The following is a 22322-nucleotide window of genomic DNA, read 5'->3' on the forward strand; positions in this document are numbered from 1 at the left end:
CAGTCTGATGTACCACAAAACGTTATCCTATCGCGTTTTCTCCGTTTTCAACAATGTATTCTTGACCGTCGTCTCGATCGTCTGCCTGCTTCCGCTCCTGCATTTGCTGATGGTCTCGCTCAGTTCGACCGCTCCCGCCAACGCGGGACTGGTCACCTTCTGGCCGATCGGCTTTACTTTCGAAGCTTATGCCAAAACGTTCGACAACGCCAACTTCCTTTCTTCGCTCTGGGTATCGGTTCAGCGAACGGTGATCGGTACGGGGCTTGCGCTGATCGTGAACACGATGGCCGCTTATTCGCTGTCCAAAGAAACGCGGGTGTTCGGCGCTCGGAATATCTACCTCTGGTATTTCGTCGTGACCATGCTGTTCAGCGGAGGCTTGATTCCGGGTTACATCCTGATTCTGAAATTGGGTCTGATGAACTCGCTGTGGGCGCTCATTCTGCCGGGATTGGTCGCGGTGTTCAATATCATTCTGCTGCTCAACTTCTTCCGCGGCATTCCGAAAGATCTGGAAGAAGCCTCGTTTATCGACGGAGCCGGACATCTGCGCACGTTCTTCAGCGTTTACCTGCCATTGTCCATGCCGGTTCTCGCTACCGTCTCGCTGTTCATGATGGTCGGCCATTGGAATTCGTATTTCGACGGGATCATCTACATCCGCGATTCGGAAAAGCTTCCGCTGGCGAGCTTCATGCAGACGATCATCGTGCAGGCGGATATGTCGAAGCTCGATCCGGCCGCGGTCGCGAGTCTTTCGCAGCGGACGATCCGCGCGTCGCAGATCTTTATCAGCGCGCTGCCGATCTTGATGGTCTATCCGTTCCTTCAGAAGTATTTCGTGACGGGGATCGTGGTGGGGGCGGTGAAAGAATAGCTTTTGAGGTGGGTGAGGGACGCATCTTTTTTAAAAAATTCCTATTCGTTAAAGAAGCTTAGGGGCTCCGGGAGAAATTCGCTCAATTCGCTGTCTCACCCGGAAAATGGATTGAAGTTTTGATTTGAATTTTTCCGGGTTCAAAGGCGTCTATCGCTGAATTTCTCCCTCCGCTTATCGCTTCGGATCGAAATTATAAAAGAAGAGCGCCCTCCATATGCGGAGGGCGCTCTTCTTTCTTATGAGATAAAGAAAAAGCAGGATTCTCGCCAACCAGCGAGAACCGCTTTTTCGTTCGGTATTTTTCTTGTTCTCGCTTGTTGGCTCGAACGCGAAAAATCACCTTTTTGCCCGGTGTTTTTTCTTGTTCTCGCTTATCGGCTTGAACACGAAAAATCACCTTTTTGCCCGGTGTTTTTTCTATTCTCGCTTGTTGGCTCGAATACGAAAAATCACCTTTGACCTCTAAATTTCTGAGAATAAGCTCGCACGTCTTCCGGGGTACGGACGCGGTTACGGCTCCATTCGAGCAGGATCCGGTCGATATACCGGAAATGAAGTTTGCCGGCGAATACGGCTTCCTTCAAAGCAAGCAGGATCAGTTCTTCGGGATAACGGTCCTGATCGATCCAGACGGAGATCGTCTCGCATTCCATCGGAGAAAGCGGACGGGCGAATTCTTGTTCGAAAATACGGAACAGGTTATCTACGGTCTCGGCTTCTTCTTCGGGAACGGCCGGGCGTTCGGCGCGGCGTTGGTTGCGCCGCTCTTCGGCCAAGCAGCCGGCGAGGCGTTCGTACAATCCGGCCAGATGATACCGTTCGTAACGGATGCCGGACGGCGTATCCTCGTCTTCATGGATGGCGAGGAATCCGTCTTTGATCAGCCGCTGCAGTTTGCCGGCGAGTTCCGCCGGTTCCAGCCCGGTCCGCTCTTGCAGTTCTTCGAGCGTCGGGAAGTCGTTCAGCTCCGCCTGGCGGAAACCGATGAGCTGAATCAGCAGCATCGTCTCCTCCAGACTGAGTCCCATTTTGCGATAAAAACGCAGCAGCGCGTGAGGAATATGAACCTGCGGCGATTCCATGGCATAGGAGACTCCCATTGCCCAAGTCTTCCAAGCTTCGTCGTTCACCCGCTTGTTCCTCCTTCCGCCTGCGGTATCCACTTTTCGCAGCATGCGTAAAGCGCCTTACGGATACAGACGATACAGCATGCGCGGGAACGGAATCGTCTCGCGGACGTGGTCGAGGCCGCAGATCCAAGCTACGGTGCGTTCCAGACCCAGACCGAAACCGGAATGCGGAACGGAACCGTATTTGCGCAGATCCATGTACCATTTGTACGAATCGGACGTCAGGTTATGCTGTTCGAACCGTTCTTCCATCAGTTTCGGATCGTCGATCCGCTGCGAACCGCCGATGATCTCGCCGTAGCCTTCCGGCGCGATCATGTCGGCGCACAGCACGACTTCCGGACGATTCGGGTCGGGTTTCATATAGAAAGCCTTGATCTCCGCCGGGTAGTGCGTGATGAAGACCGGTTTGTCGTAATGGTTGGCGATCGCCGTTTCGTGCGGAGCACCGAAATCTTCGCCCCACGGCACGTCGAAGCCGTTCTCGTTCAAGAACTTGATCGCGTCGTCGTACGTGATACGCGGGAACGATCCGACGACCTGTTCCAGCTTGGTCACGTCGCGTTCCAACGTTTCCAGTTCGGCTTTGCAGTTCGTCAGAACCGATTGCACGACGTGGCTGACGAATTGCTCTTGAATTTCCAAGCTTTCTTCCAATTCCACGAACGCCATTTCCGGTTCGATCATCCAGAACTCGATCAAGTGACGGCGAGTCTTGGATTTTTCGGCGCGGAACGTCGGACCGAACGAATACACTTTGCCGAGCGCCATCGCGGCGGCTTCCATGTACAGCTGTCCGCTCTGCGTCAGATAAGCGTCTTCGTCGAAATATTTGATATGGAACAGTTCGGTCGTTCCTTCGGCCGAAGACGGCGTCAGGATCGGAGGATCCATCAGCGTGAAGCCTCTCGTATCGAAGAACTCGCGAACGGCGCGAACGATCTGCGCGCGCACGATCATGACCGCGCGCTGCTTCGTCGAACGCAGCCACAGATGGCGATGATCCATCAGGAAGTCTACGCCGTGCTCTTTGGGCGTGATCGGATAATCTTCGGTAATATGCAGAACTTCGACGTCCGTAACCGTCATCTCGAAGCCCGATTTGCTGCGAGGCTCTTCGCGAACGATTCCCGTAACGTAAAGCGAGCTTTCTTGCGTCAGGCTTTTGGCCGCGTTCCAGATCTCTTCGGAAACTTCATTTTTTACGACGACGCCTTGAATGTATCCCGTGCCGTCGCGCAGCTGCAAAAATTGGATTTTGCCGCTCGAACGTTTGTTGTTCACCCAGCAGCCGATACGAACGGTCTCGCCGACATGCGCGCCGACGCCGCGAATATCTGTTTTGATAGACATGACAGTCAATCCTCTCCCTGTAGGTTAAGCTTGAGTCCCTTCCACGATGCGGTACGTATCGCGGGCAATGACCAGCTCTTCGTTCGTCGGTACGACCAGCACTTCCACTTTGGAATTCGGCGTGGAGATGCGGCGCGGATCGCCGGAACGAATTTTGTTCAATTCTTCGTCGATCTCGATGCCCAGATACGACAGGTTCTCGCAGACGGCTTTGCGCACGATCGCGGAGTTCTCGCCGACGCCCGCCGTGAAGATCAGCACGTCGACGCCGTTCATGGCGGCCGCGTACGAACCGATGTATTTGCGCAGACGGTATTCGTACATTTCGAACGCCATCGTCGAGTTCGGTTCGCCTTTTTCCCAGCCGTCCGTAATATCGCGCATATCGCTGCTGAAACCGGAGATCGCGAGCAGGCCGCTATGTTTGTTCAGCATGGAGTTCATTTCGCTGACGCTCAGCTCTTCTTTGTTCATCACGTAAGGCACGATCGCCGGATCGAGGTCGCCGGAACGCGTACCCATCATCAGGCCTTCGAGCGGAGTCATGCCCATCGAAGTATCGACCGACACGCCGCCTTGAATCGCCGTCAAGCTGCCGCCGTTGCCGATATGCGCCGTGATGATCTTCAGGTCTTCGATCGGTTTGCCGAGGAATTCGGCCGCCGCGAGGCTGACGTAGTAATGCGACGTGCCGTGGAATCCGTAACGACGCACTTTGTATTTGTTGTACAGCACGCGCGGAATCGCGTACAGGTACGATTTTTCCGGCATCGTCTGGTGGAACGCCGTATCGAATACGACGACCTGCGGAACGCCCGGCATGTTGATCTCGGACGCTTCGATCCCCATGATCGCCGCCGGGTTGTGCAGCGGAGCCAGATCGATCAGCGCGCGGATGTTTTTCTTCGCCTGCGCGTCGACCAGAGCCGATTCGCTGAAGAACTCGCCGCCGTGCACGACGCGGTGTCCGACCGCGTTGATCTCGTCGACGCTAGCCAGCACGCCGTGCGTTTTGTCGGTCAGCTTCTCGATGACTTTGCGGATCGCCGTATTGTGTTCGAGAATTTCGCTGACTTCCGTCACTTCTTCTTTGCCGGTCGGCTTGTGGGTCAGGATGGACGAATCCATGCCGATCCGTTCGACCAGACCTTTGGCCAATACCGATTCGTCGGTCATATCGTACAGTTGGTATTTGAGGGAAGAGCTTCCCGAGTTGATTACGAGTACTTTCACAGCTTGTCACCGTCCTTGTCGTACTTGAAGAAACCTTCGCCCGTTTTCGTGCCGAGTTGTCCCGCGCGCACCATCTTTTTCAGGATGAATGCCGGACGGTACTTGATGTCGCCGTATTCGCGGAACATGCCTTCGAGCGCCGCCAGAACGGAATCCAGACCGAAACGGTCGCACATTTCGAGCGGTCCGCGGTTGAATTGGTATCCGATTCTCATCGCGTCGTCGATGTCTTGGGCCGAAGCCACGCCTTCTTCAAGCACGTGCAGCGCTTCGTTGATCAACGTGCAGATCAGACGGGTGCTGACGAAGCCCGGAGACTCGTAGACCATGATGCCTTTTTTGTCGAGCGTCTCTTCCACGAAGTACTTGGCCGCTTCCACGACCGCGTCCGACGTTTTGAGTCCGCGGATCAATTCGACCAGATTGATCGAAGCGACCGGATAGATGAAGTGCATGCCGATGACGCGCTCCGGATGCATCGTGGAGCTGCCGATTTCGGTCAAGCTGAGCGCGGAAGTATTGCTGGCGAGCGTGATGTGGCTCGGGCATACTTGGTCGAGCTGCGCGAAGACCGCTTTTTTCGCTTCCAGATCTTCGGAGATCGTTTCGATGACCAAGTCGCAAGAACCCAGTTCGGCAAAGTGAGTCACTTTCGAGATTCTGGACAGCGTCAGCTTTTTCTCTGCGGGGGTAATGCCCCATTTCTCCAGCTTTTTGTCCAGGCTTGTTTCGATCATGCTGTACGCGTGGTCCAGCTTCTCGTTGTTCTTCTCTACGAGCAGCACGTCAAGGCCGCGGGCCGCGAGCATCTCCGCGATCCCCTGTCCCATGACCCCGCCGCCGACGACGCCTATTTTTTTGAAATTCATCTCTAGTTTCATCCTTTCTGGTCTCTCCTGCAAGATTGTCCACTCCTACAGCCGACATGAGCGTCTTGCATTCCCAACATCTAATCATATCTTAGCATATCCGAAATGTAAAAAAGAATTTGCGTTTTAAAAATATTCGGTCTGCCGGAGGAGGACATATACTTCTATCATACCCTCTCCGAAGAAAGATTTGGCCGCCGACTTGCGGATATTTTGTGAGCGCTGCGGATCAGTGCGATCAAGACTTCCGTTCCCGGGCTGCGGTATCGGCTTTCGGCATTTTGCAGCAGTCCGACTTCGATATACGGATCTTGCGGTTCGTAAGCAACACGCTTCATGTCTTCCGGCAGAGGCGTCGAAGCCAGCACGGCGGCGATTCCGCCCAATTCGCGAGCCGCGGCGGGCACCGACGCGAGGCGGCTGACCGTATAAGCGAACGGTTTGACGGGATACGCGGCGAATTCCTGCTCCAACCGCAGATGGTATAAGCAGTTTTCGCCGCCGGCCACGAGCGGATAGCGATACAACTGTTCCAAAGTCAAACGTTCGCGGGCGGCCGGATGCGTCCGCGCCGCGGCGAATACGATTTCTTCCATATAAAGCGTTTCGAAAAAGAACCTTTTTAATCCGGGCGGCTGCCCGCAGATCGCCAGCGCGATCTCTCCGGCGCCCAGAGCGCGCGCCAAACCTTCGGTAGAGTCGACGACCACGCGGCATTCGATGCCCGGCTTTTGCCGGCGAAATTCCGCGAGCAGACGGGCCAGACCGTTCTCCGCGATCGGTTCGATCACGCCAAACGACAACACCCCGCTTTCTTCGCGGCCGAGCGCAAGCCCTTTATCGCGTACATGCTTCCAATGCGAGATCAAGCCGTCCGCTTCCGCCGCGTACAGCCTTCCGGCTTCGGTAAGCTTGGCTTCCCATCCCCGTTCGAACAAGCGAAACCCCAATTCTTTTTCCAAACGTTGAATCTGAGCGGTTACCGTCGACTGGGCGTAATGCAGTTTTTCCGCGGCTTTGGCGAACGTTCCTTGTTCGATCACGGCACGGAACGCCAGCAGTTCTTTGAGATCCATCCAATTCTCTCCATTCGCGTTTCCGAATTATTTATCGGAAATTTTCGATTATCCGAATTTTCTTTTTCAGTTTACGATAAAAACATCCGAACGCGAAGGAGTGTCTTATATGCCTTTTATCCGTACCAGTTACCGCAAAGACCGTCACGAACCCGAACGGCTGAACGTCTGCGCGAACAGCCTTATGGAAAGTCTGATCGAACATTTCCGCGTGCCCCCCGATGATTTTTTTCATGTTTTCCACGCGATCGAACCTGACGGCTTCTTCTACAGTTCCGATTACCTGAACGTTGACCGAAGCGACGAACTGCTGATGATCGAGATCGTTCTGGGGCCGGGACGCAGCCTTGAACGCAAACGCCGCTTCTACGAAGACGCCGCGAAGCGGATCGCCGAACGCTGCGAGGTGCGGCTAGAAGACGTGATGATTATTCTGGTCGAAACCGCCCCCGCGAATTGGTCGTTTGGGCTCGGACAAGCGCAAATGATCGATTCGCCGCCCGGGTGGATCGAAGAACCGGCAGCTTCGGGAGTCCGGCAGGAAGATCCGCTCCGAACGCTTGCCGATCGGCCGAACGAAACGTCCGGAGCCTCGGTCCTTCCTGCGCTCGGCTCCGTCAAAGACGCTGCCGGCCGAGCTTATGCCGAGATCGCGCCGGTTTTCGCCGACCATACGCGGCGCGTATTGTTCGGCGAAGCATGGAGCGATCCGGCGCTGCCGCCGCGGGAACGCAGCTTGATTACGCTGTCTTCGCTCGTAACGAACGGCGCTCTCGAACAGCTTCCTTACCATATCGAGTTGGCCCGGGAGCACGGCATCGACGACGAAGAGATCGCCGCGCTCTGCTCGCATTTGGCTTTCTACGCCGGTTGGCCGCGCGCCGCGTCCGCGCTGGAGATATTGAAAAAAGAAAGTTCCGACGCTTGATGATCGGTCCGGCGGATCTCGTCGTTTCGACTTGATCGGCCGGGTTTCCGAACAAACTCGGCGATCGCTCGGACAGGCCGAAAAAAGCCTCCGAAATCTTCGCTTTCGGGCGAAGTTTTCGGAGACTTTTTGTTTAATCTGACGATTTCCTGCCGCGAATCAAGCCGGAAGCTGCGACAGCTTGCGGAACTGCGCCCGGAATTGTTCGCCCGAGAGCACTTCTTCGTGCATGAGGATATCGAGCGAACCTTCGAATACCGTGCGATAGCGCTCCAACCGCTTGCGCGTATCTTCGGTCAGAGCCCGCAGGATCTTATCGTTATGCTTCATCAATTCTTCTTGGGTCAGCATCTTCAGGCTGACGATTCCGAGATCGGTCAGACCGGACACGATCATGTTCTCGACCAGATCGAGCGCCTGCTCGAAGTCGCCGCGGGAACCCGTGCTGCGGCCTCCGTAATACAGTTCTTCCGCTGCCGATCCGGCCAACGCGATCATAATTTGTTCTTCGAGGAATTCTTTGGTGTACAAATACTGTTCCTTCTGCGGATTGTGGCGCACGTAGCCGAGCGCTTGTCCGCGAGGACTCAGCGCGACTTGGCTCACGCTGCCCGGACGCAGCACTTCGGCCATGATGGCATGGCCCAATTCGTGAATCGCGACGCGGCGCTTCTCTTCGGCGCTGGATTCGCGGTCCGTGCGCTCGCCGAGCATCACTTTGTCGATCGCGCGCGATAGATGCTGTTGGTCGATCTCGGCTTTCTGATCGCGCATCGCGTAGATCGCGGCTTCGTTCATGACGCTTTCGAGCTGCGCGCCGGAAAAGTTGTACGCTTCTTCGGCAATGCGGTCGAGGTCCGCTTCGGCAGACACCGGGCGGCTTTTGGCATGCAGTTCGAGGATATGCTTGCGGCCTTTTTTGTCCGGCAGATCGACTTGAATATGACGGTCGAAGCGGCCCGGACGCAGCAGCGCGCCGTCCAGCATTTCTTTGCGGTTGGTCGCCGCGATCACGAGAATGCGCGGCTCGTCGTTATTATAGATGCCGTCCATCTCGGTCAGCAGTTGGTTCAGCGTCTGATCGTATTCGCGCTGTTGGCCGCCTTCGCGTTTGCCGCCGATCACGTCGATCTCGTCGATGAAGATGATCGCGCTTTGCTTTTTCTCCTGCGCCGCGCGCGCTCTCGCATCCTTGAACAAATCGCGAATCCGTCCGGCGCCGACGCCGACGTACATCTCGACGAAGTCGCTGCCCGCGGCAGCCACGAATACCGAATCGGTATAATGCGCGGCGGCTTTCGCCATCAGCGTTTTGCCGGTTCCCGGAGGCCCCGTCAGCAGGATGCCTTTCAACGGGCGAATGCCCAGTTTCTTGATTTCTTCGTGTTTGATCAGGAAATCGAGCGCTTCGCGCAGTTCCTGCTTGGAGTTATCCTGTCCGCCGATCTGTTCGAAAGTGAACTTCTCGGGCTTCAGCTTTTTGCGATTGCGGTTCTGAGCGGCTCCTACGGCCAATCCTCCGCGCATTTGCAGAACGGCGAACACGCCGACGCCGATCAGAGCCAACAACGCGACAGGAATAATATTGACCCCGATCACGCCCAGAAAAAGAATCAGCGCGACCGCAAAACCGACGAGTATCTCAGTTGTCCATCTAGGCATTATGGGTTCCTCCCGTTCCGGTCGCCGCGGTCAGCGGCAGAATGATGTATTTATTGGCATTTTTGTCGGACGAGGAACTCAAGGAGACGTAGACGTATTGTTCGTCCATGCCGCTCGAGATCGTATATCCGCCGTGTCCGTTCTGGATTTTGGACAGCGTATCCGGAATCATCGTATAACGTTTGTTGGCCATCGCTTCGGCAACGGAAAAGGAAGCTTGTTTCCATAAATCGTCGATTTCGGGCGTCGAATGATCCGCGATATCGAGAGCGATCGAACGATCGCCGAGCAGCGAACCTTCTTCTTTGCGCAGCTGCGCGATCATCGCGCGAAGATCGACATTCGATTGAAGATCGAGTTTCAGTAAGGCTTTGTTTTGGGTAATAGTGACTTGGGCGCTGGTAACGCCCGGGTATTGACTCAACATTTTCTCGACGGGACGCTCGAGCGCGTTCTGGCGATACAGAAACCATCCGCCGAGCAGAACGATCAAAGACAGTGCGGCAGTAAGGGCAACGGGTAAGATACGGATTTTCAATGGGCATTTCTCCTCTTCTTGCTGTTGTCGGAACACGGGGCAAGAGCATGACATCCATCAATTATCGAACACATGGACGGCAACCGCGTTTTCTTGCGATGCTCGGCTATGTGCTTTTGGCGTTTGCCGAAAGTTGCGTCTTTCGGCCGACGAACCTGCCGAAATCTTTCTTTTATCCAAATTTACCTCTTCCGTGAAGATAAGTATATCACACCGTTTTCCCATTTTCTAATTCGCGTCGTGCCGCGTCCCTGCTTGCTCGGCACGGTTCGGACCGGGAAAAGCCTCCTTGAACGAATCCGCCCTCTTCCTATCAAACGTTCAAAAGCAAGCTTGCGAGCGGATTGACCGAATAAAATCCAAAAAAGCCTCTTCGCTGATCGCGAAGAGGCTTTTTGCAGCTTTTGAACCTTGAATCGGCACATCCTATTTTCCTAGGCCGACGCGGCTCGACCGATCACCGAACGTCCGGCTACTGCCAGTCCGGAAGCTCCATCGTTTTGCCCGTCGCGGCGCCGTCTTTCAATCCGTAGAACCGATAGTATCTCATATCGCCCTGCTTGTAGAAGATCTGCCAGACGTATTGATTGCCGTAGATCCCCGGCAGGATGCGAATCAACTTGGCGTCGGGAAGCTCGGCTTCGAAACGGGCGATCATATCGTCCCGGCTGACCGTACCGGCAAGCGGCAGGACCAGCACGGAATTTTGGCCTTCGACAGGCGTTCCGTCGTCTTTGTATTTCAACCATACATATTCTTCTTGACCGGCGGCCGTTGTGCCTTGAACCACCCAGAAGATCGAGTTGTCTCCCCAAACCCATTTGTCCGTTCGGGAGACTTCGGTCAGATTCGCTTGTTCCCGCGCTCTGGCGATTGCCGCGTCGCGTTCGCTCGTCCGTCCCTGCATCGAGACCATGTAATACAGATAAGCGCCCGACAGCAGAATCAACACGATGAGCACGGACAGCAGAATAACTTTGGTGCGCTTGCTCACTTTTGCTTCCTCCTGGTATCCGGATTAACGGGCCAGCAGCCCTTCGAAAGAGGCTTGAGCCTCGAAACGGATTTTCTCTTCGTCGAGCAGCAGGCATTCCCGATTCTTCACGACCTGGCGGCCGTCGACCCAAACGTGGCGAACATCCTGTCCGGCCGCGGAATAGACGACGTGCGAGAGATAATCCGTGCGCGGCAGGAAATGGGCCTGATCGACGTCAAGCGCCGCGAAGTCCGCTTTCATGCCGGCTTCCAGCGTGCCGAGGTTGTCGATATAGAGCGACTGCGCGCCGTACAGCGTAGCCATGCGCAGCGCTTCGAGCGCCGGTACCGCCGTCGGATCGCCGGAGACGCCTTTGTGAATCAGCGCGGCCAAACGCATTTCTTCGAACAGGTCGAGGTTGTTATTGCTGGCCGCGCTGTCGGTGCCGAGCGAGACGACGACGCCCGCTTCGAGCATCTGCGGCACTTTGGCTACGCCGCTCGCCAATTTGAGATTGCTGCCCGGATTATGGGATACGGCGACTTTGTTGGCCGCGAGGACTTCGATCTCTTCGTCCGTCAGATGCACGGCGTGCGCCACCAGCGAAGAACGGGAGAAGAAACCGAGCTTCTCCAGATGCGCGACCGGACGCAGTCCGTAATCGTTCACGTTCTGCTGCACTTCCGCCGCCGTTTCCGACATATGCGTATGCAAAGGCAGATCCAGATCATGCGCCGCTTGCACGAAACGCTCGATAAAAGCAGGCGGGCAAGTATACGGCGCGTGCGGCGACATCATCGCCGTGATGCGGCCGTCCGCTCCTCCGTGCCAGTTTTTCGCGAACGCGATCGAATCCGCCAGTTTGCTCTGCTGCTCTTCCGGCGAGCACAGACCGATAACCCCGCGCGTCAGAACCGCGCGAATGCCGGACTTTTCCGCGACCTGCGCGACGCGGTCCATATGGTTGTACATATCGAGGAACGTCGTCGTGCCGCTTTTGAGCATCTCCATGATCGCCAGCGAGCTGCCCCAATACACGTCGTCCGACGTGAACTTGGCTTCCATCGGCCACATCTTTTTTTGCAGCCAAGCTTGCAGGACCATATCGTCGCCGTACCCGCGCAGCAGCGACATGCCTGTATGGCCGTGGCTGTTGACGAGACCCGGCATGAACAACAGACCTTTGCCGTCGACGGAAGGCAGTTCGTCCGCGCCTTCCGGTTCTTCGGCTCCGATATAAGCGATCAGACCGTCTTCGATTACCATGCAGCCTTCGACGACGGCATGCCCGGTAACGAAAACGCCGTTTCTAACGATCCACTTTTTCGGGTTGTTTGTCGTTGTCATGGACTTCCGTTTCCTTTCCGCTATCGAGGTAATAAGCCAGACTCAACAGATCGGTCGTGAAGTCGGCGGCATGAATGCGCACTTCGGACGGCACTTTGAGCACCGTCGGCGCGAAATTCAAGATCGCTTCGACGCCCGATTCGACCAGTTGATCGGCGACCCGCTGCGCTTCGGAATCCGGAACCGTGATGATGCCGACGCGAATGTTTTTCTCGGCGACGGTCTCTTTGAGCTCTTCGATCGGCTGCACGGTCAGCATGTTGATATGCGTGCCGATCTTCGGTTCGTACGAATCGAACACGGCGACGATCTTCATGCTTTCTTTCAGATACATATTATAATTGGACAGCGCGTGTCCCAGATTGCCGGCGCCGATCAGGGCGACGTTGATCTGGCGGTCCAGTTTGAGGATATGGCGAATTTTCTCGATCAGGTAAGACACGTCGTAGCCGATGCCTTTGCGACCGAAATCGCCGAAGTACGCAAGATCTTTCCGAATTTGCGCCGGATTCAGGTCCAGCTTCTGTCCGAGTTCCTGCGACGACACGGTCATCACTTCGCGTTTATGCAATTCGGTCAAGTGACGCAGGTAAACGGGAAGTCTGCGAACGACGGCTTCCGAGATTTTTTCCGCTTTCATTCAAGGTCCCTCCCAGGGAAAAAAATTAATCCGCCTTCGCTTCCGGCTCCAGCCATTCGGCGACTCTCGGCACGATCTGGTCGAGAGCCATATGCTCCATTTTCGGACCGGGAAGCGAATATAAAAATTGTTTGCCGTAATACGATTCGATCACGCGCGTGTCGTACACGATGACGATGCCGCGGTCGCGGCGGGTCCGTATCAGTCTGCCGAATCCCTGCTTGAAGCGGATGACCGCCTGCGGCACGGACAGTTTCATGAACGGGTTGAGATTCTGGCGCTTCAAGAGCTCGCTTTTGGCTTCCAGCAGCGGATGGCTCGGCGGCTGGAACGGCAGACGCACGATCGCGAGGCACGTCAGCGCGTCCCCCGGAATATCCACGCCTTCCCAGAAGCTGCTCGTTCCGAGCAATACCGATCGCGGGCTGTCCTGAAAACGCCGGGTCAAACGGCTTCGGCTGCCGCTGTCCACGCCCTGCCCGATCAGCGAGATGCCGGACGCCGCCAACATCTCTTTGAGCGGGTCGTAGACCTGACGCAGCATGCGGTACGAAGTGAACAACACGAGCATGCGTCCGTTCGTCGCCTCCGCGGTACGCGCCAACGAATCGGTCAACGCGACGAGGAATCCGGCATCCGCCGTTTGCCCTCTTACGCTCGGGAAATCCCTCGGCACGATCAGCAGCGCCTGCTCCCGATAATTGAACGGAGAAGGCAGCACTTCCGTTAACAGCCGTTTGTGTCCCGCGGCTTCCCGCAGGCCGAGTTGGTCGATCATATAATCGAACTTCTTATCCACGGCCAGCGTGGCCGAAGTCAAGACGATGCTTTTTTTCTTATCGAAAAAGTACTGCTGCAGTTGGGAGCTGACATCGATCGGCACCGCGTACATTTGCAGCGACTTGCTCTTGAACTGCGAACTGCCTTCCAGCCAATAGACCGTGCCTCCGTCGTCCAGCCGCATGAAGAAGCGCAGCGACTCTCTCGCCTCGGACAAGTCTTTCAACAAGCCCGAGATGTCGGTCGCCAACCCTTCGGCCGTATAATCGCCGCTGTCTTCTTTGACGGAAGACGCCATGCGTTCCCCCTGCCGGATGACTTCGCCGAGACCGACGTAGATCTGATCTTCGAGATTGGACAGCACGTCCCAACCTTTGGGATATTCGCCCGCCGTCAAGCGCAGCGTATGCTGTCCCGCTTCCGGCGCGGACGGGTCCGCACGGTCGGGCAGCAGCGTATACAGCAGCTCCGTCAGTTTGTCCCAGCTTTCTTTGGCGTCGATCAGCTCGGGAATCATCTCGTCCGCCGTCCGCGCCCAATCGCTCGCTTTCTGATGGTCGAGCCGGCCCAGCAGTTGACGCAGCGCCGGAAGCTGACCGTTTTTCGAATCTTTGTACAAGCGGGTCATGGCATGCACGAACGAGAAATATTTCAGATGCAGCCCCAGATGTTTGCCGGCCACGTCTTCGAGATGATGCGCTTCGTCGATCACGAGCCGCTCGTAAGCGGGCAGAAGCTGATCGTCGGCTTTGACGTCCGAGAACAGCTTCGAATGGTTCGTGACGACGACGTCGGCCATCGAGGCTTCGTGTTTCGCCCGGTAATAATAGCAGCTGCGGAACCACGGGCAGGCGCGGCCGAGGCAGGAATCCGTCTCGCTCGCGACCGTATCCCAGAAGTCCTGTCCGCGGCCGATGCCGAGATTCAGTTCTTCGTCGTCGCCTTTCTCCGTGCGCGTGAGCCAGACCGTCAACTGCGCGGCCGTCATGGCGTCATCCGCCGGATGAACGAATTCGCGGCGATCGATCTTCTGCTCCAGCTTGCGCATGCACAGATAATGCTGGCGGCCTTTGAACACCGAAGCGCGGAATTCGAACGGCACGACTTTGCTGAGCAGCGGAACGTCGCGTTCGCGAAGCTGCTCTTGAAGATTGATCGTATGGGTGCTGACCATGACCTTCCGGTCGTTTTTTACGCTCTCGTAAATGGACGGAATCAGATAACCGAGCGATTTGCCCGTTCCCGTTCCCGCCTCGATCAGCAGATGCTTGTCGCTTGCGAACGCCTCCTGCACTTTGCCGAACATCAGATTCTGCGATTCGCGTTCTTCGTAACCCGGAAGCTCGGCGCGCAGATTGTCCTGTACCTGTTCCAGAAACTCCTCGAACGATACGTTTTCCAGCGGGTTACCGTCTCGGATCTCCCGAGCCGGCGGCACTTCGCCCCATTCGCCGACTTTGAGCGCGAATTGGCGGTAGAACTTGAATTCTCCGCCGTCCGGCAGCGCTTCGAGTTCTTTCTCTTCGACCAACGTCTGGAAAAACCAACCCAAATCGCTGTCGCCCGCAAGCAGTTCCGATATCCGCTGAAGCGTAATCAGCGGCAGCGAACGGGCTTCTTCCAAGCACTCCAAAAAAACATGCGCCGTCGCCAGCGCGTCGCTGTCGGCTTGATGCGGACGCTCGTGGGGAACGCCGAATTGAGACGCTACCGCGCCGAGCTGATAACTGGCGATCGAAGGATACAAAATGCGAAGCAGATCGATCGTGTCCAGAATACGGCCGGTAAACGGCAGATATCCGGTCTGATCGAGCGCGCGCTGCAAAAATCCGAAATCGAACGCCACGTTATGTCCGATCAGGACGGCGTCGTCCAAAAGCGGAATCATTCCGATGATCGCTTCGTCCAGTCCCGGAGCTTCGCCGAGCTGTTCTTCGCGGATTCCCGTCAGTTCGGCAATGAACGGAGGGAGCGGGACGCCCGGATTCACCAGAGACTGATAAGTTTCCGTAATCCGCAGATCGTGGTCGATGACGCTCAGTCCGATCTGAATGATGGCATCCGATGCCTGAGTGCCCGTCGTTTCAAAATCCAGCACGGCAAATTTCATGGTGTCGATAAATCCTTTCAATCGGTTTTCCTTACCAGCATAACAGACAAAGAGCAGTTTGGGAAACTCTTCACCACCCGATCAAGCGTAAAAAAAGCGAGGCCTTCCGGCCGCATCCCACGGCGGAAGGCACATCGCTGTTGCTTGCGTCGAAGCGTTTTTTTAACGGATCGTCGCGTGAACTTCTTTGGCCGACGTCTCGACGGCGCGGTTGCCCGCGTCCACGAACACGACGGTCGGTTTATGCACGCGCGCTTCTTCGGTCGACATCGAAGCATAGGAGATGATGATCACGGTGTCTCCCGGCTGCACGCGCCGCGCCGCCGCTCCGTTCAAACAGATCACGCCGCTGCCCCGCTCGCCCGGAATGACGTACGTTTCCAGACGCTCGCCGTTGTTGTTGTCGACGATCTGGACTTTCTCGTTTTCCAGCAGATCGGCCGCGTCCATCAGGTCTTCGTCGATGGTAATGCTGCCTACGTAGTTCAAGTTCGCTTCCGTGACGGTCGCGCGGTGAATCTTGGATTTCATCATCGTTCTATACATGCGAAAAGGCCTCCTCGGGCTTCATTTAAACGAAATAATGGCGTTGTCGATCAGGCGGGTCGAACCGAACTTGACGGCCAGAGCCAGAATCACGGAACCGCCGGACTTACGGAGTTCCGACAGATCGCGCTTCTGATCCAGCGGCGACAGGTCGGGGAAACTCAGCATCTGCACGTAATCGATCTCCGCCAGCGGCGAAGCTTCGATCGCGCGCTTGACGTCTTCGACGATCTGCTCCGGCGTCGCGGGCGAAGAGGATTCGATGCGTGCGGAAGCTTCGCGCAGCGAACGCGACAGCACCAACGCTTCGCTCCGCTGCTCCGCGCTCAGATAGACGTTGCGCGAACTGAGCGCCAGACCGTCTTCTTCGCGAACGATCGGGCAGGGCACGATCTCGATGTCCATATTCAGATCGGACACCATCTTTTGCAGTACGGCGACCTGCTGAGCGTCTTTGGCGCCGAAGAAAGCGCGGTCCGGCTTCACGATGTTGAACAGTTTGGAGACGACCGTCGCCACGCCGTCGAAATGCCCCGGCCGCGAAGCTCCGCACAGCACGTCGGTCAGTCCCGTCACCGTAACGGTCGTCTTGCGCTCCCGCGGATACATTTCTTCCACGGAAGGCAGGAACACCACGTCGACGCCTTCGCGCTCGGCCAGTTCGAGATCCGCCGCTTCGCTGCGCGGATAACGGTCGAGGTCTTCGTTCGGCCCGAACTGGATCGGGTTGACGAAGATGCTCAGCGCGACGATGCCGCATTCCCGGCGCGCGCGGCGCAGCAGGCTGGCATGGCCTTCGTGCAGATAGCCCATCGTCGGAACGAACCCGACCAGATTGCCGGCTTCCGAACTTTGACGTTCGGAACGCAGTTCCGCGATAAAGGCGCGAACTTCTTGGATCGTTGTCGCGATTCTCATCCTTGCGCGCCCACCTTTTCTTTATCGGAGGCCGTTTCTTGCTTTTGGAGATTTTCTTGTCCGGCTTTGCTTCCGCCGTAGAGCGAATCGAGCGATTCGCTCACGCCTTCGTCGGCTTTGAAGACATGATTTTCGGCCGGGAACGCTCCGTTTTTCACTTCGTTCACATAAGCTTCGATCCCTTCGCGAATCTGCGCGCCTACATCGGCGAACGTCTTCACGAAGCGTTTTTCCATATAAGGAGAGGCGTATTTGACCACGTCGTGGAACACCAGCACTTGGCCGTCGCATTCGCGGCCCGCGCCGATGCCGATCGTCGGGATCGACAGTTCGCGCGTAATGGCGGCCGCCGTTTCTTCCGCGACCAGCTCCAGCACGACGGCGAACGCGCCGGCGGCTTCCAGCGCTTTGGCTTCGTCCATCAGACGCTTCGCGTCCGCGGCGTCTTTGCCCTGCACGCGGTAGCCGCCGATCGTGTTGACCGACTGCGGCGTCAAACCGATATGGCCCAGTACCGGCACGCCGGACTGCACGATCGCTTTGACCGCCGGCGCGATCTCGATGCCGCCTTCCATTTTAACGGCGTGCGCATGGCCTTCTTGCATCAGGCGGCGCACCCCTTTGAGTGTCTCGTCCAGACTTCCGTGATACGTCATAAACGGCATATCGGCGACGATGAACGTATTTTCCGCTCCGCGCGCCGTTGCCCGGGTGTGGTAGACCATATCGTCGAGCGTCACGGGAATCGTCGAATTGTATCCCAACACGACGTTGCCGAGCGAATCCCCGACCAGAATGATATCGATTCCGGCTTCCTCCGCCAGTTTCGCGGACGGGTAATCGTACGCCGTAATCATCGTCAGGCGATCTTTCTGCTGTTTCATTTTGCTGATTTTCACTACGTTCAACGGTCTTTTCGCTGCCATGTCATCAGGCTCCTTTTGTGGATAGGGTGGGCCTTCATGCCGGATACGCGATTTCGTCCAGCACAAATAGCCTTTTGCTGTCACCAAAAGGGCCGAAAGGTAAAGAAGAAACGGGGACGACGATTCGCTTCTCCCTTCTGTCTCGGTCCTTGTAAGGCTCAGAGCAGAATTGCAGGGTGCAGCCGTGCTGCCCGGACTGCGAGCATCCGGTTAATCTCGGTTCTTGCGGCTTCCGGTCGAAACGTCAAGATCTCCGCCGCCTTGCGGCCGGCTTCGCCAAACGCTCTGCCCGATCTTCCGCCTGCATGCAGGTCGAATTCCGGCGCGGACATTCGGTCGTCTTCAACGCTTGCCTTCTGCTTGGTTCTCTGCTTCAAAAAGGTCGAAGTGCCGTTCGGATCTTTTTCCGATACCGCCTCCGCATCGACAGTATACCAAATCCGGCGCGAGAAATCATCCGGATTGTTTCAGAAAAGCGCAAAGGCCATTTTCAATTTTTCGAAAGGCTTGTCAGCAGAATCGAACGCATCGTCTCGAAACAAGCGAGCAGCCGGATCGCAGCGCGAAAAGCCGACCTCTCTCGAATGGAGAAAGTCGGCTTTAACCCAGACCGTCGCAAGCGATTAACGGCAAAACGATCAGGTATCCGAGAATAAGCAGGCATCTTCCGAGCCCGATCTTATCCGTCGAACGTTCGACGCGGATTTATCGTTCTTCCGCTGCCGCGGGCCCCGGATACAGCTCGATGTCTCCCGAATAAACAGGCGATATCTGCCCGTCTTCCGTCCGCATCAGCAGTTCGCCGTGCTCGCCCAATCCGTGGGCGATGCCGCGGCGTTCGCCGCGCGCATCGCGGACGGCGATCTCCCGGCCCAGCGTAACGCTGAGCGATTCCCAGAGCAGCCGGATCGGTTCGAATCCGCGTTCGGCATACAGCCCGTACAGCGCTTCGAATTCGTTCATGACGGCGGCGATCAGCGCCGAGCGATCGACCGGCACGCCGGATTCGCGGCGCAGCGACGTCACGCGTTCGCGCAGTTCTTCCGGGTAATCGTCTTCCGACAGATTGGCGTCGATCCCGATGCCCATGATGCAGTGCAGCACCCGGCCGTCTTCGACGACGGCTTCCAACAGGATGCCGCACAGCTTGCGGCCGTCCGCGAGCAGATCGTTCGGCCATTTGATTCCGGCTCCCACGCCGCTGACCGAGCGGATCGCGCGGCAGACGGCTACGGCCGTCAGCAGCGTGAGCTGCGGCACGGCCGTAAGCGGCCCTTCCGGGCGCAGCACGGCGCTCATCCAGACGCCGCGGCCCGGCGGAGAATGCCAGACGCGGCCCTGCCGGCCGCGGCCCGAAGTTTGTTCTTCGGCGACGACCAGCGTTCCTTCGGGCGCGCCTTCGCGGGCCAATTTCTCCGCCTCCGTCTGCGTGGAGTCGGTCTTCGTCAGAAGGGTCAAGCCGCGGCCGAACCGGTCCGTGGCCAGCAGACTTCCGATACGTTCGGCGTCCAGAGCGGAAACGGAGCCCGACAAACGGTAGCCGAGCTTGGGCGAAGCGTCGAATTCGTAGCCGGCGTCTTTGAGCCGGCGGATTTTTTTCCAGACGGCCGTGCGGCTGACGCCGAGCCGGCGGCTGATCTCTTCGCCGGAGAGATATTCGCCTCCGGCGGCTTCGAACATGTCGAGCAGCGGATCTCGCGTCACGACGGCTTCGCCTCCTTCGCGTCCGGCCGGCTATCGAGCCGGGCGATCTCTTCCAGCAGCGCCGCCCGTTCGTTGGCGACGCGGCCCGTGGCGGCGGCTTCCAGCAGCCGCCGGATCAGCAGCCCGAGCCAAGGGCCGGGCGCACGGTCCAGATGCTCGGCGATCTCGCCGCCGCCGAGCGCGAGCTCGCGCGGCGATTCCGCCGGGATCGCCGCCAGCCAGCGCGCCGCGCGTTCCAGCCGCGCGGCTTCTTCCCCGTCCGCTCCGTACAACCCGGAGCGGTACGCCAGCCAATTTTCGGCCGCGCTCCGGCCGAAATCCAGCACGCAGCGGGCGAAGGCGAGCCGCAGCTCTTCTTCGCCCCGCGAAGCGGACGCCTGCCCGGCTCCGCTCTGCGAGGCCGCTTCGTCCGGTCGCTCTCCGCCCGCGGCCGCCGCGCCCCGGACGCCGCTTTCCGGCGCACCGGCCCCGCTTCCCGCCGCTTCGCCGGCGTCCGCCGCCCGACTCGCTTCTTCCGCCGCGTAAGCCGCGCCCATCCGCGCGTCGATGCGCAGCAGCGCCGAGGCTGATTTGGCGAATCCGCCGGAGAACGTCCAGCTCTTCAGCAGGTCTTCCGCTTCTTCGCCGGACACGCCGAGCCCTTGAAGCAGCGCCGTCCAGCGCAGCTCGCCCGGCTTCGCCGGCAGCCCGTCCAAGCGCTCCGGACGCGCGGCTTCCAGCGCCTGCGGCTCGAGTCGGATCTTCGCCTCCTCGAGCAGCCCGCTGCGCGCCAGCAGCCGGACGCCTTCGGCCGGCCGGTCGCCGCCGAGCATCTTCTCCAGCTCGGCCCGAATCCGCTCCGCGGCGATATGGCGCATGTTCCCGCGCAATTCAAGCAGCGCTTCCCAAGTGTCCGGTTCCATTTCGAAACCGAACACCGAAGCGAAACGCACGCCGCGCACCATCCGCAGCGCGTCTTCCCGGAACCGCTCGCGGGCGTCGCCCACGCAGCGGATCACGCCGCGCGAGAGATCTTCCCGGCCGCCGTACGGGTCGATATAGGTCCCGTCCGGTTTCCGCGCGATCGCGTTCATCGTAAAGTCGCGCCGCCGCAGGTCTTCGTCCAGCGATCGCACGAACGTCACTTCTTCCGGACGCCGGAAATCTTTGTAAGCCGATTCCGTCCGAAACGTGGTGACTTCGAACGGCATCTTCTCCATCACGACCGTGACCGTGCCGTGTTCGATGCCGGTCGGCACGGTGCGCGCGAACAGCGCGGCCACTTCTTCCGGCCGCGCCGATGTCGCGATATCCATATCGTTGACGGGACGTCCGATCAGCTCGTCGCGGACGCAGCCGCCTACCCAGCAGGCGACATGCCCCGCTTTTTCCAGCGTACGCAGAATGTCGGCGCTCAACCGGACCTGCATCGCTTCCGCATGTTTCCATTCCGTCACATCGTTCAACTCCGTTTCCGTTCTTTTCCCGGCCGAACGCCCGCTTGCCGGCCGTCAGCAGCCTTGAACGGCCATGTCCGGCAGCTTGCGTCCCAACACGCGGTAATAGATCTCCTCGTACTCGCGCATGATCTTCTGATCGCAGAACTGCGTATGCGCGCGTTCCAAGCAGGCCGCCCGCATCGCGTCCCGTTTGACCGGATCGCTAAGCAGCGTCAGCGCGTATTCGGCCATCGCCGCGGCGTCGCCGATCGGAGCCAGATAACCGGTCAGCCCGTGAAGCACCAGTTCCGGAATGCCGCCCGCTTCCGAGCCGACCGTCGGCACGCCGCAGGCCATCGCTTCCAGCGCCACCAGACCGAAGCTTTCTTTTTCCGAAGGCAGCAGCAAGACGTCGGCGAGAGAGATGACCTGCGCGATCTCGTCCTGCTTGCCGAGAAAATGAACGCGGTCTTCGATGCCCAGTTCCCGAATCTTGCTCTGCACCTTCGGCATGTCCGGTCCTTCGCCGACCAGCAGCAGCTTCGACGGCATCGCTTTGTTCACCCGATCGAACACGTCGATCACGTCCGGCACCCGCTTGACGGGGCGGAAGTTCGAGATATGCATCAGGATCTTCTCGTCCGGCGCCGCGAATTCGCCGCGCAGCTTCGAGACTTCGCGCGGATAATAGACCCTTTTATCGATAAAGTTGTACGTCAAGTCGATCTCCCGCGTGATGTCCAGCGCTTCGCGCGTCTGACGGATCAGGTCCGCCGAAACGGCCGTCACCGCGTCGCTTTTGTTGATCGCCAGCGCAATCAGGTCTTTGAGCGTGACGTCCTGCCCGAGCACCGTGATGTCGGTCCCGTGCAGCGTGGTCACGATCTTCAGATCGTCCCCGACCATCTGCTTCGCCAGATACGCGCATACCGCATGCGGCACCGCGTAATGGACATGCAGAATATCGAGCTGTTCCCTTTTGACCACTTCGGCCATCTTGGACGCGAGCGACAGATCGTAAGGCGGATAACGGAACACGTAATAATCGCTGACTTGAACTTCGTGGTAATGAATATTTTTATGGAAGGCTCCCAGACGGAAAGGAATGCTGTGCGTGATGAAATGGACTTCGTGTCCTTTCTCCGCCAGCAGCTTGCCCAGTTCCGTTGCCACCACTCCCGAACCGCCAAGCGAGGGGTAGCAGGTGATGCCGATTTTGAGTGTGTCTTTCATTGAAGCCGGAACTCCCTTCTCGCCGCTGTCCGTAAACGCTCGAGCCTTAATT

19 protein-coding genes are annotated in these 22322 nt (G+C 57.9%); 2 read left to right on the forward strand and 17 right to left on the reverse strand.

Annotated features, from left to right (window positions below; translation table 11 throughout):
* The first annotated feature begins 7 nt into the window (after positions 1 to 7).
* Complete coding sequence (locus tag CDO73_RS15875; RefSeq protein WP_088489512.1) at positions 8 to 880, forward strand: carbohydrate ABC transporter permease; 873 nt, start codon at positions 8 to 10, stop codon at positions 878 to 880.
* Positions 881 to 1332: 452 nt separating this feature from the next.
* Here CDO73_RS15875 and CDO73_RS15880 read toward each other — a convergent pair whose 3' ends face one another.
* The 5 genes from CDO73_RS15880 to CDO73_RS15900 all read right to left on the reverse strand — a co-directional run bounded on the left by CDO73_RS15880 (position 1333) and on the right by CDO73_RS15900 (position 6544).
* Complete coding sequence (locus CDO73_RS15880; protein ID WP_088489513.1) at positions 1333 to 2013, reverse strand: DnaD domain-containing protein; 681 nt, start codon at positions 2011 to 2013, stop codon at positions 1333 to 1335.
* A gap of 57 nt (positions 2014 to 2070) precedes the next feature.
* Positions 2071 to 3366, reverse strand: coding sequence for an asparagine--tRNA ligase (gene asnS, locus CDO73_RS15885; protein ID WP_088489514.1), 1296 nt, complete (start codon positions 3364 to 3366; stop codon positions 2071 to 2073).
* A gap of 24 nt (positions 3367 to 3390) precedes the next feature.
* The gene (locus CDO73_RS15890) at positions 3391 to 4599 is read right to left on the reverse strand and encodes an acetate/propionate family kinase (protein ID WP_088489515.1); all 1209 of its coding nucleotides are present in this window, start codon (positions 4597 to 4599) and stop codon (positions 3391 to 3393) included.
* Entirely contained in the window at positions 4596 to 5468 is an 873-nt protein-coding gene (locus CDO73_RS15895; protein WP_088489516.1) for a 3-hydroxyacyl-CoA dehydrogenase family protein, read from the reverse strand. Before CDO73_RS15895 ends, CDO73_RS15890 begins: the two co-directional genes overlap by 4 nt.
* 167 nt (positions 5469 to 5635) lie before the next feature.
* Positions 5636 to 6544 carry a LysR family transcriptional regulator gene (locus CDO73_RS15900; RefSeq protein WP_088489517.1) on the reverse strand — a complete coding sequence of 303 codons (909 nt, stop codon included), beginning with the start codon at positions 6542 to 6544 and terminating at the stop codon, positions 5636 to 5638.
* 109 nt (positions 6545 to 6653) lie between these two features.
* On the opposite strand from CDO73_RS15900, the gene CDO73_RS15905 reads away from it, so the two are divergent.
* On the forward strand, positions 6654 to 7472 hold the full coding sequence (locus tag CDO73_RS15905; protein ID WP_088489518.1) for a tautomerase family protein: 819 nt from the start codon (positions 6654 to 6656) through the stop codon (positions 7470 to 7472).
* A 159-nt stretch (positions 7473 to 7631) separates the two neighbouring features.
* Here the strand turns inward: CDO73_RS15905 and CDO73_RS15910 are convergent, their stop codons facing one another.
* The 12 genes from CDO73_RS15910 to bshA all read right to left on the reverse strand — a co-directional run bounded on the left by CDO73_RS15910 (position 7632) and on the right by bshA (position 22270).
* Positions 7632 to 9134, reverse strand: a complete 1503-nt coding sequence (locus CDO73_RS15910) for an AAA family ATPase (protein WP_088489519.1) — start codon at positions 9132 to 9134, stop codon at positions 7632 to 7634.
* Entirely contained in the window at positions 9127 to 9672 is a 546-nt protein-coding gene (locus CDO73_RS15915; RefSeq protein WP_088489520.1) for a heavy-metal-associated domain-containing protein, read from the reverse strand. Before CDO73_RS15915 ends, CDO73_RS15910 begins: the two co-directional genes overlap by 8 nt.
* 472 nt (positions 9673 to 10144) lie before the next feature.
* On the reverse strand, positions 10145 to 10666 hold the full coding sequence (locus CDO73_RS15920) for a cell wall elongation regulator TseB-like domain-containing protein (RefSeq protein ID WP_088489521.1): 522 nt from the start codon (positions 10664 to 10666) through the stop codon (positions 10145 to 10147).
* Positions 10667 to 10690: 24 nt separating this feature from the next.
* Positions 10691 to 11995 carry an amidohydrolase gene (locus CDO73_RS15925; RefSeq protein WP_088489522.1) on the reverse strand — a complete coding sequence of 435 codons (1305 nt, stop codon included), beginning with the start codon at positions 11993 to 11995 and terminating at the stop codon, positions 10691 to 10693.
* Positions 11958 to 12635 (reverse strand): redox-sensing transcriptional repressor Rex, encoded by a 678-nt coding sequence (locus CDO73_RS15930; RefSeq protein WP_088489523.1) that lies wholly within the window; start codon positions 12633 to 12635, stop codon positions 11958 to 11960. Before CDO73_RS15930 ends, CDO73_RS15925 begins: the two co-directional genes overlap by 38 nt.
* 25 nt (positions 12636 to 12660) lie before the next feature.
* Positions 12661 to 15525, reverse strand: coding sequence for an ATP-dependent DNA helicase DinG (dinG, locus tag CDO73_RS15935; protein ID WP_088489594.1), 2865 nt, complete (start codon positions 15523 to 15525; stop codon positions 12661 to 12663).
* A 162-nt stretch (positions 15526 to 15687) separates the two neighbouring features.
* Complete coding sequence (gene panD / locus CDO73_RS15940) at positions 15688 to 16071, reverse strand: aspartate 1-decarboxylase (RefSeq protein ID WP_088489524.1); 384 nt, start codon at positions 16069 to 16071, stop codon at positions 15688 to 15690.
* A 21-nt stretch (positions 16072 to 16092) separates the two neighbouring features.
* Positions 16093 to 16989, reverse strand: a complete 897-nt coding sequence (panC, locus tag CDO73_RS15945) for a pantoate--beta-alanine ligase (RefSeq protein WP_088489525.1) — start codon at positions 16987 to 16989, stop codon at positions 16093 to 16095.
* Positions 16986 to 17915: a 3-methyl-2-oxobutanoate hydroxymethyltransferase gene (gene panB / locus CDO73_RS15950; protein WP_088489526.1), complete on the reverse strand. Its 930-nt coding sequence runs from the start codon at positions 17913 to 17915 to the stop codon at positions 16986 to 16988. The genes panC and panB overlap by 4 nt, the downstream gene beginning before the upstream one ends.
* Before the next feature lie 705 nt (positions 17916 to 18620).
* Positions 18621 to 19595: a biotin--[acetyl-CoA-carboxylase] ligase gene (locus CDO73_RS15955; RefSeq protein WP_088489595.1), complete on the reverse strand. Its 975-nt coding sequence runs from the start codon at positions 19593 to 19595 to the stop codon at positions 18621 to 18623.
* A 20-nt stretch (positions 19596 to 19615) separates the two neighbouring features.
* On the reverse strand, positions 19616 to 21055 hold the full coding sequence (locus CDO73_RS15960; protein ID WP_256972719.1) for a CCA tRNA nucleotidyltransferase: 1440 nt from the start codon (positions 21053 to 21055) through the stop codon (positions 19616 to 19618).
* A 54-nt stretch (positions 21056 to 21109) separates the two neighbouring features.
* Positions 21110 to 22270, reverse strand: a complete 1161-nt coding sequence (gene bshA, locus CDO73_RS15965) for an N-acetyl-alpha-D-glucosaminyl L-malate synthase BshA (RefSeq protein WP_088489527.1) — start codon at positions 22268 to 22270, stop codon at positions 21110 to 21112.
* Positions 22271 to 22322 lie beyond the last annotated feature (52 nt).

This window comes from Saccharibacillus sp. O23 (genome assembly GCF_002205895.1).
In the GTDB taxonomy this organism is placed as follows: domain Bacteria; phylum Bacillota; class Bacilli; order Paenibacillales; family Paenibacillaceae; genus Saccharibacillus.

Coding starts and splice junctions, on each gene's coding strand:
- CDO73_RS15875 (WP_088489512.1), top strand. CDS start 8: ATGTACCACAAAACGTTATCCTATCGCGTTTTCTCCGTTTTCAACAAT.
- asnS (WP_088489514.1), bottom strand. CDS start 3,366: ATGTCTATCAAAACAGATATTCGCGGCGTCGGCGCGCATGTCGGCGAG.
- CDO73_RS15895 (WP_088489516.1), bottom strand. CDS start 5,468: ATGAATTTCAAAAAAATAGGCGTCGTCGGCGGCGGGGTCATGGGACAG.
- CDO73_RS15900 (WP_088489517.1), bottom strand. CDS start 6,544: ATGGATCTCAAAGAACTGCTGGCGTTCCGTGCCGTGATCGAACAAGGA.
- CDO73_RS15905 (WP_088489518.1), top strand. CDS start 6,654: ATGCCTTTTATCCGTACCAGTTACCGCAAAGACCGTCACGAACCCGAA.
- CDO73_RS15910 (WP_088489519.1), bottom strand. CDS start 9,134: ATGCCTAGATGGACAACTGAGATACTCGTCGGTTTTGCGGTCGCGCTG.
- CDO73_RS15925 (WP_088489522.1), bottom strand. CDS start 11,995: ATGACAACGACAAACAACCCGAAAAAGTGGATCGTTAGAAACGGCGTT.
- CDO73_RS15930 (WP_088489523.1), bottom strand. CDS start 12,635: ATGAAAGCGGAAAAAATCTCGGAAGCCGTCGTTCGCAGACTTCCCGTT.
- dinG (WP_088489594.1), bottom strand. CDS start 15,525: ATGAAATTTGCCGTGCTGGATTTTGAAACGACGGGCACTCAGGCATCG.
- panD (WP_088489524.1), bottom strand. CDS start 16,071: ATGTATAGAACGATGATGAAATCCAAGATTCACCGCGCGACCGTCACG.
- panC (WP_088489525.1), bottom strand. CDS start 16,989: ATGAGAATCGCGACAACGATCCAAGAAGTTCGCGCCTTTATCGCGGAA.
- panB (WP_088489526.1), bottom strand. CDS start 17,915: ATGGCAGCGAAAAGACCGTTGAACGTAGTGAAAATCAGCAAAATGAAA.
- CDO73_RS15955 (WP_088489595.1), bottom strand. CDS start 19,595: ATGTTCGAAGCCGCCGGAGGCGAATATCTCTCCGGCGAAGAGATCAGC.
- bshA (WP_088489527.1), bottom strand. CDS start 22,270: ATGAAAGACACACTCAAAATCGGCATCACCTGCTACCCCTCGCTTGGC.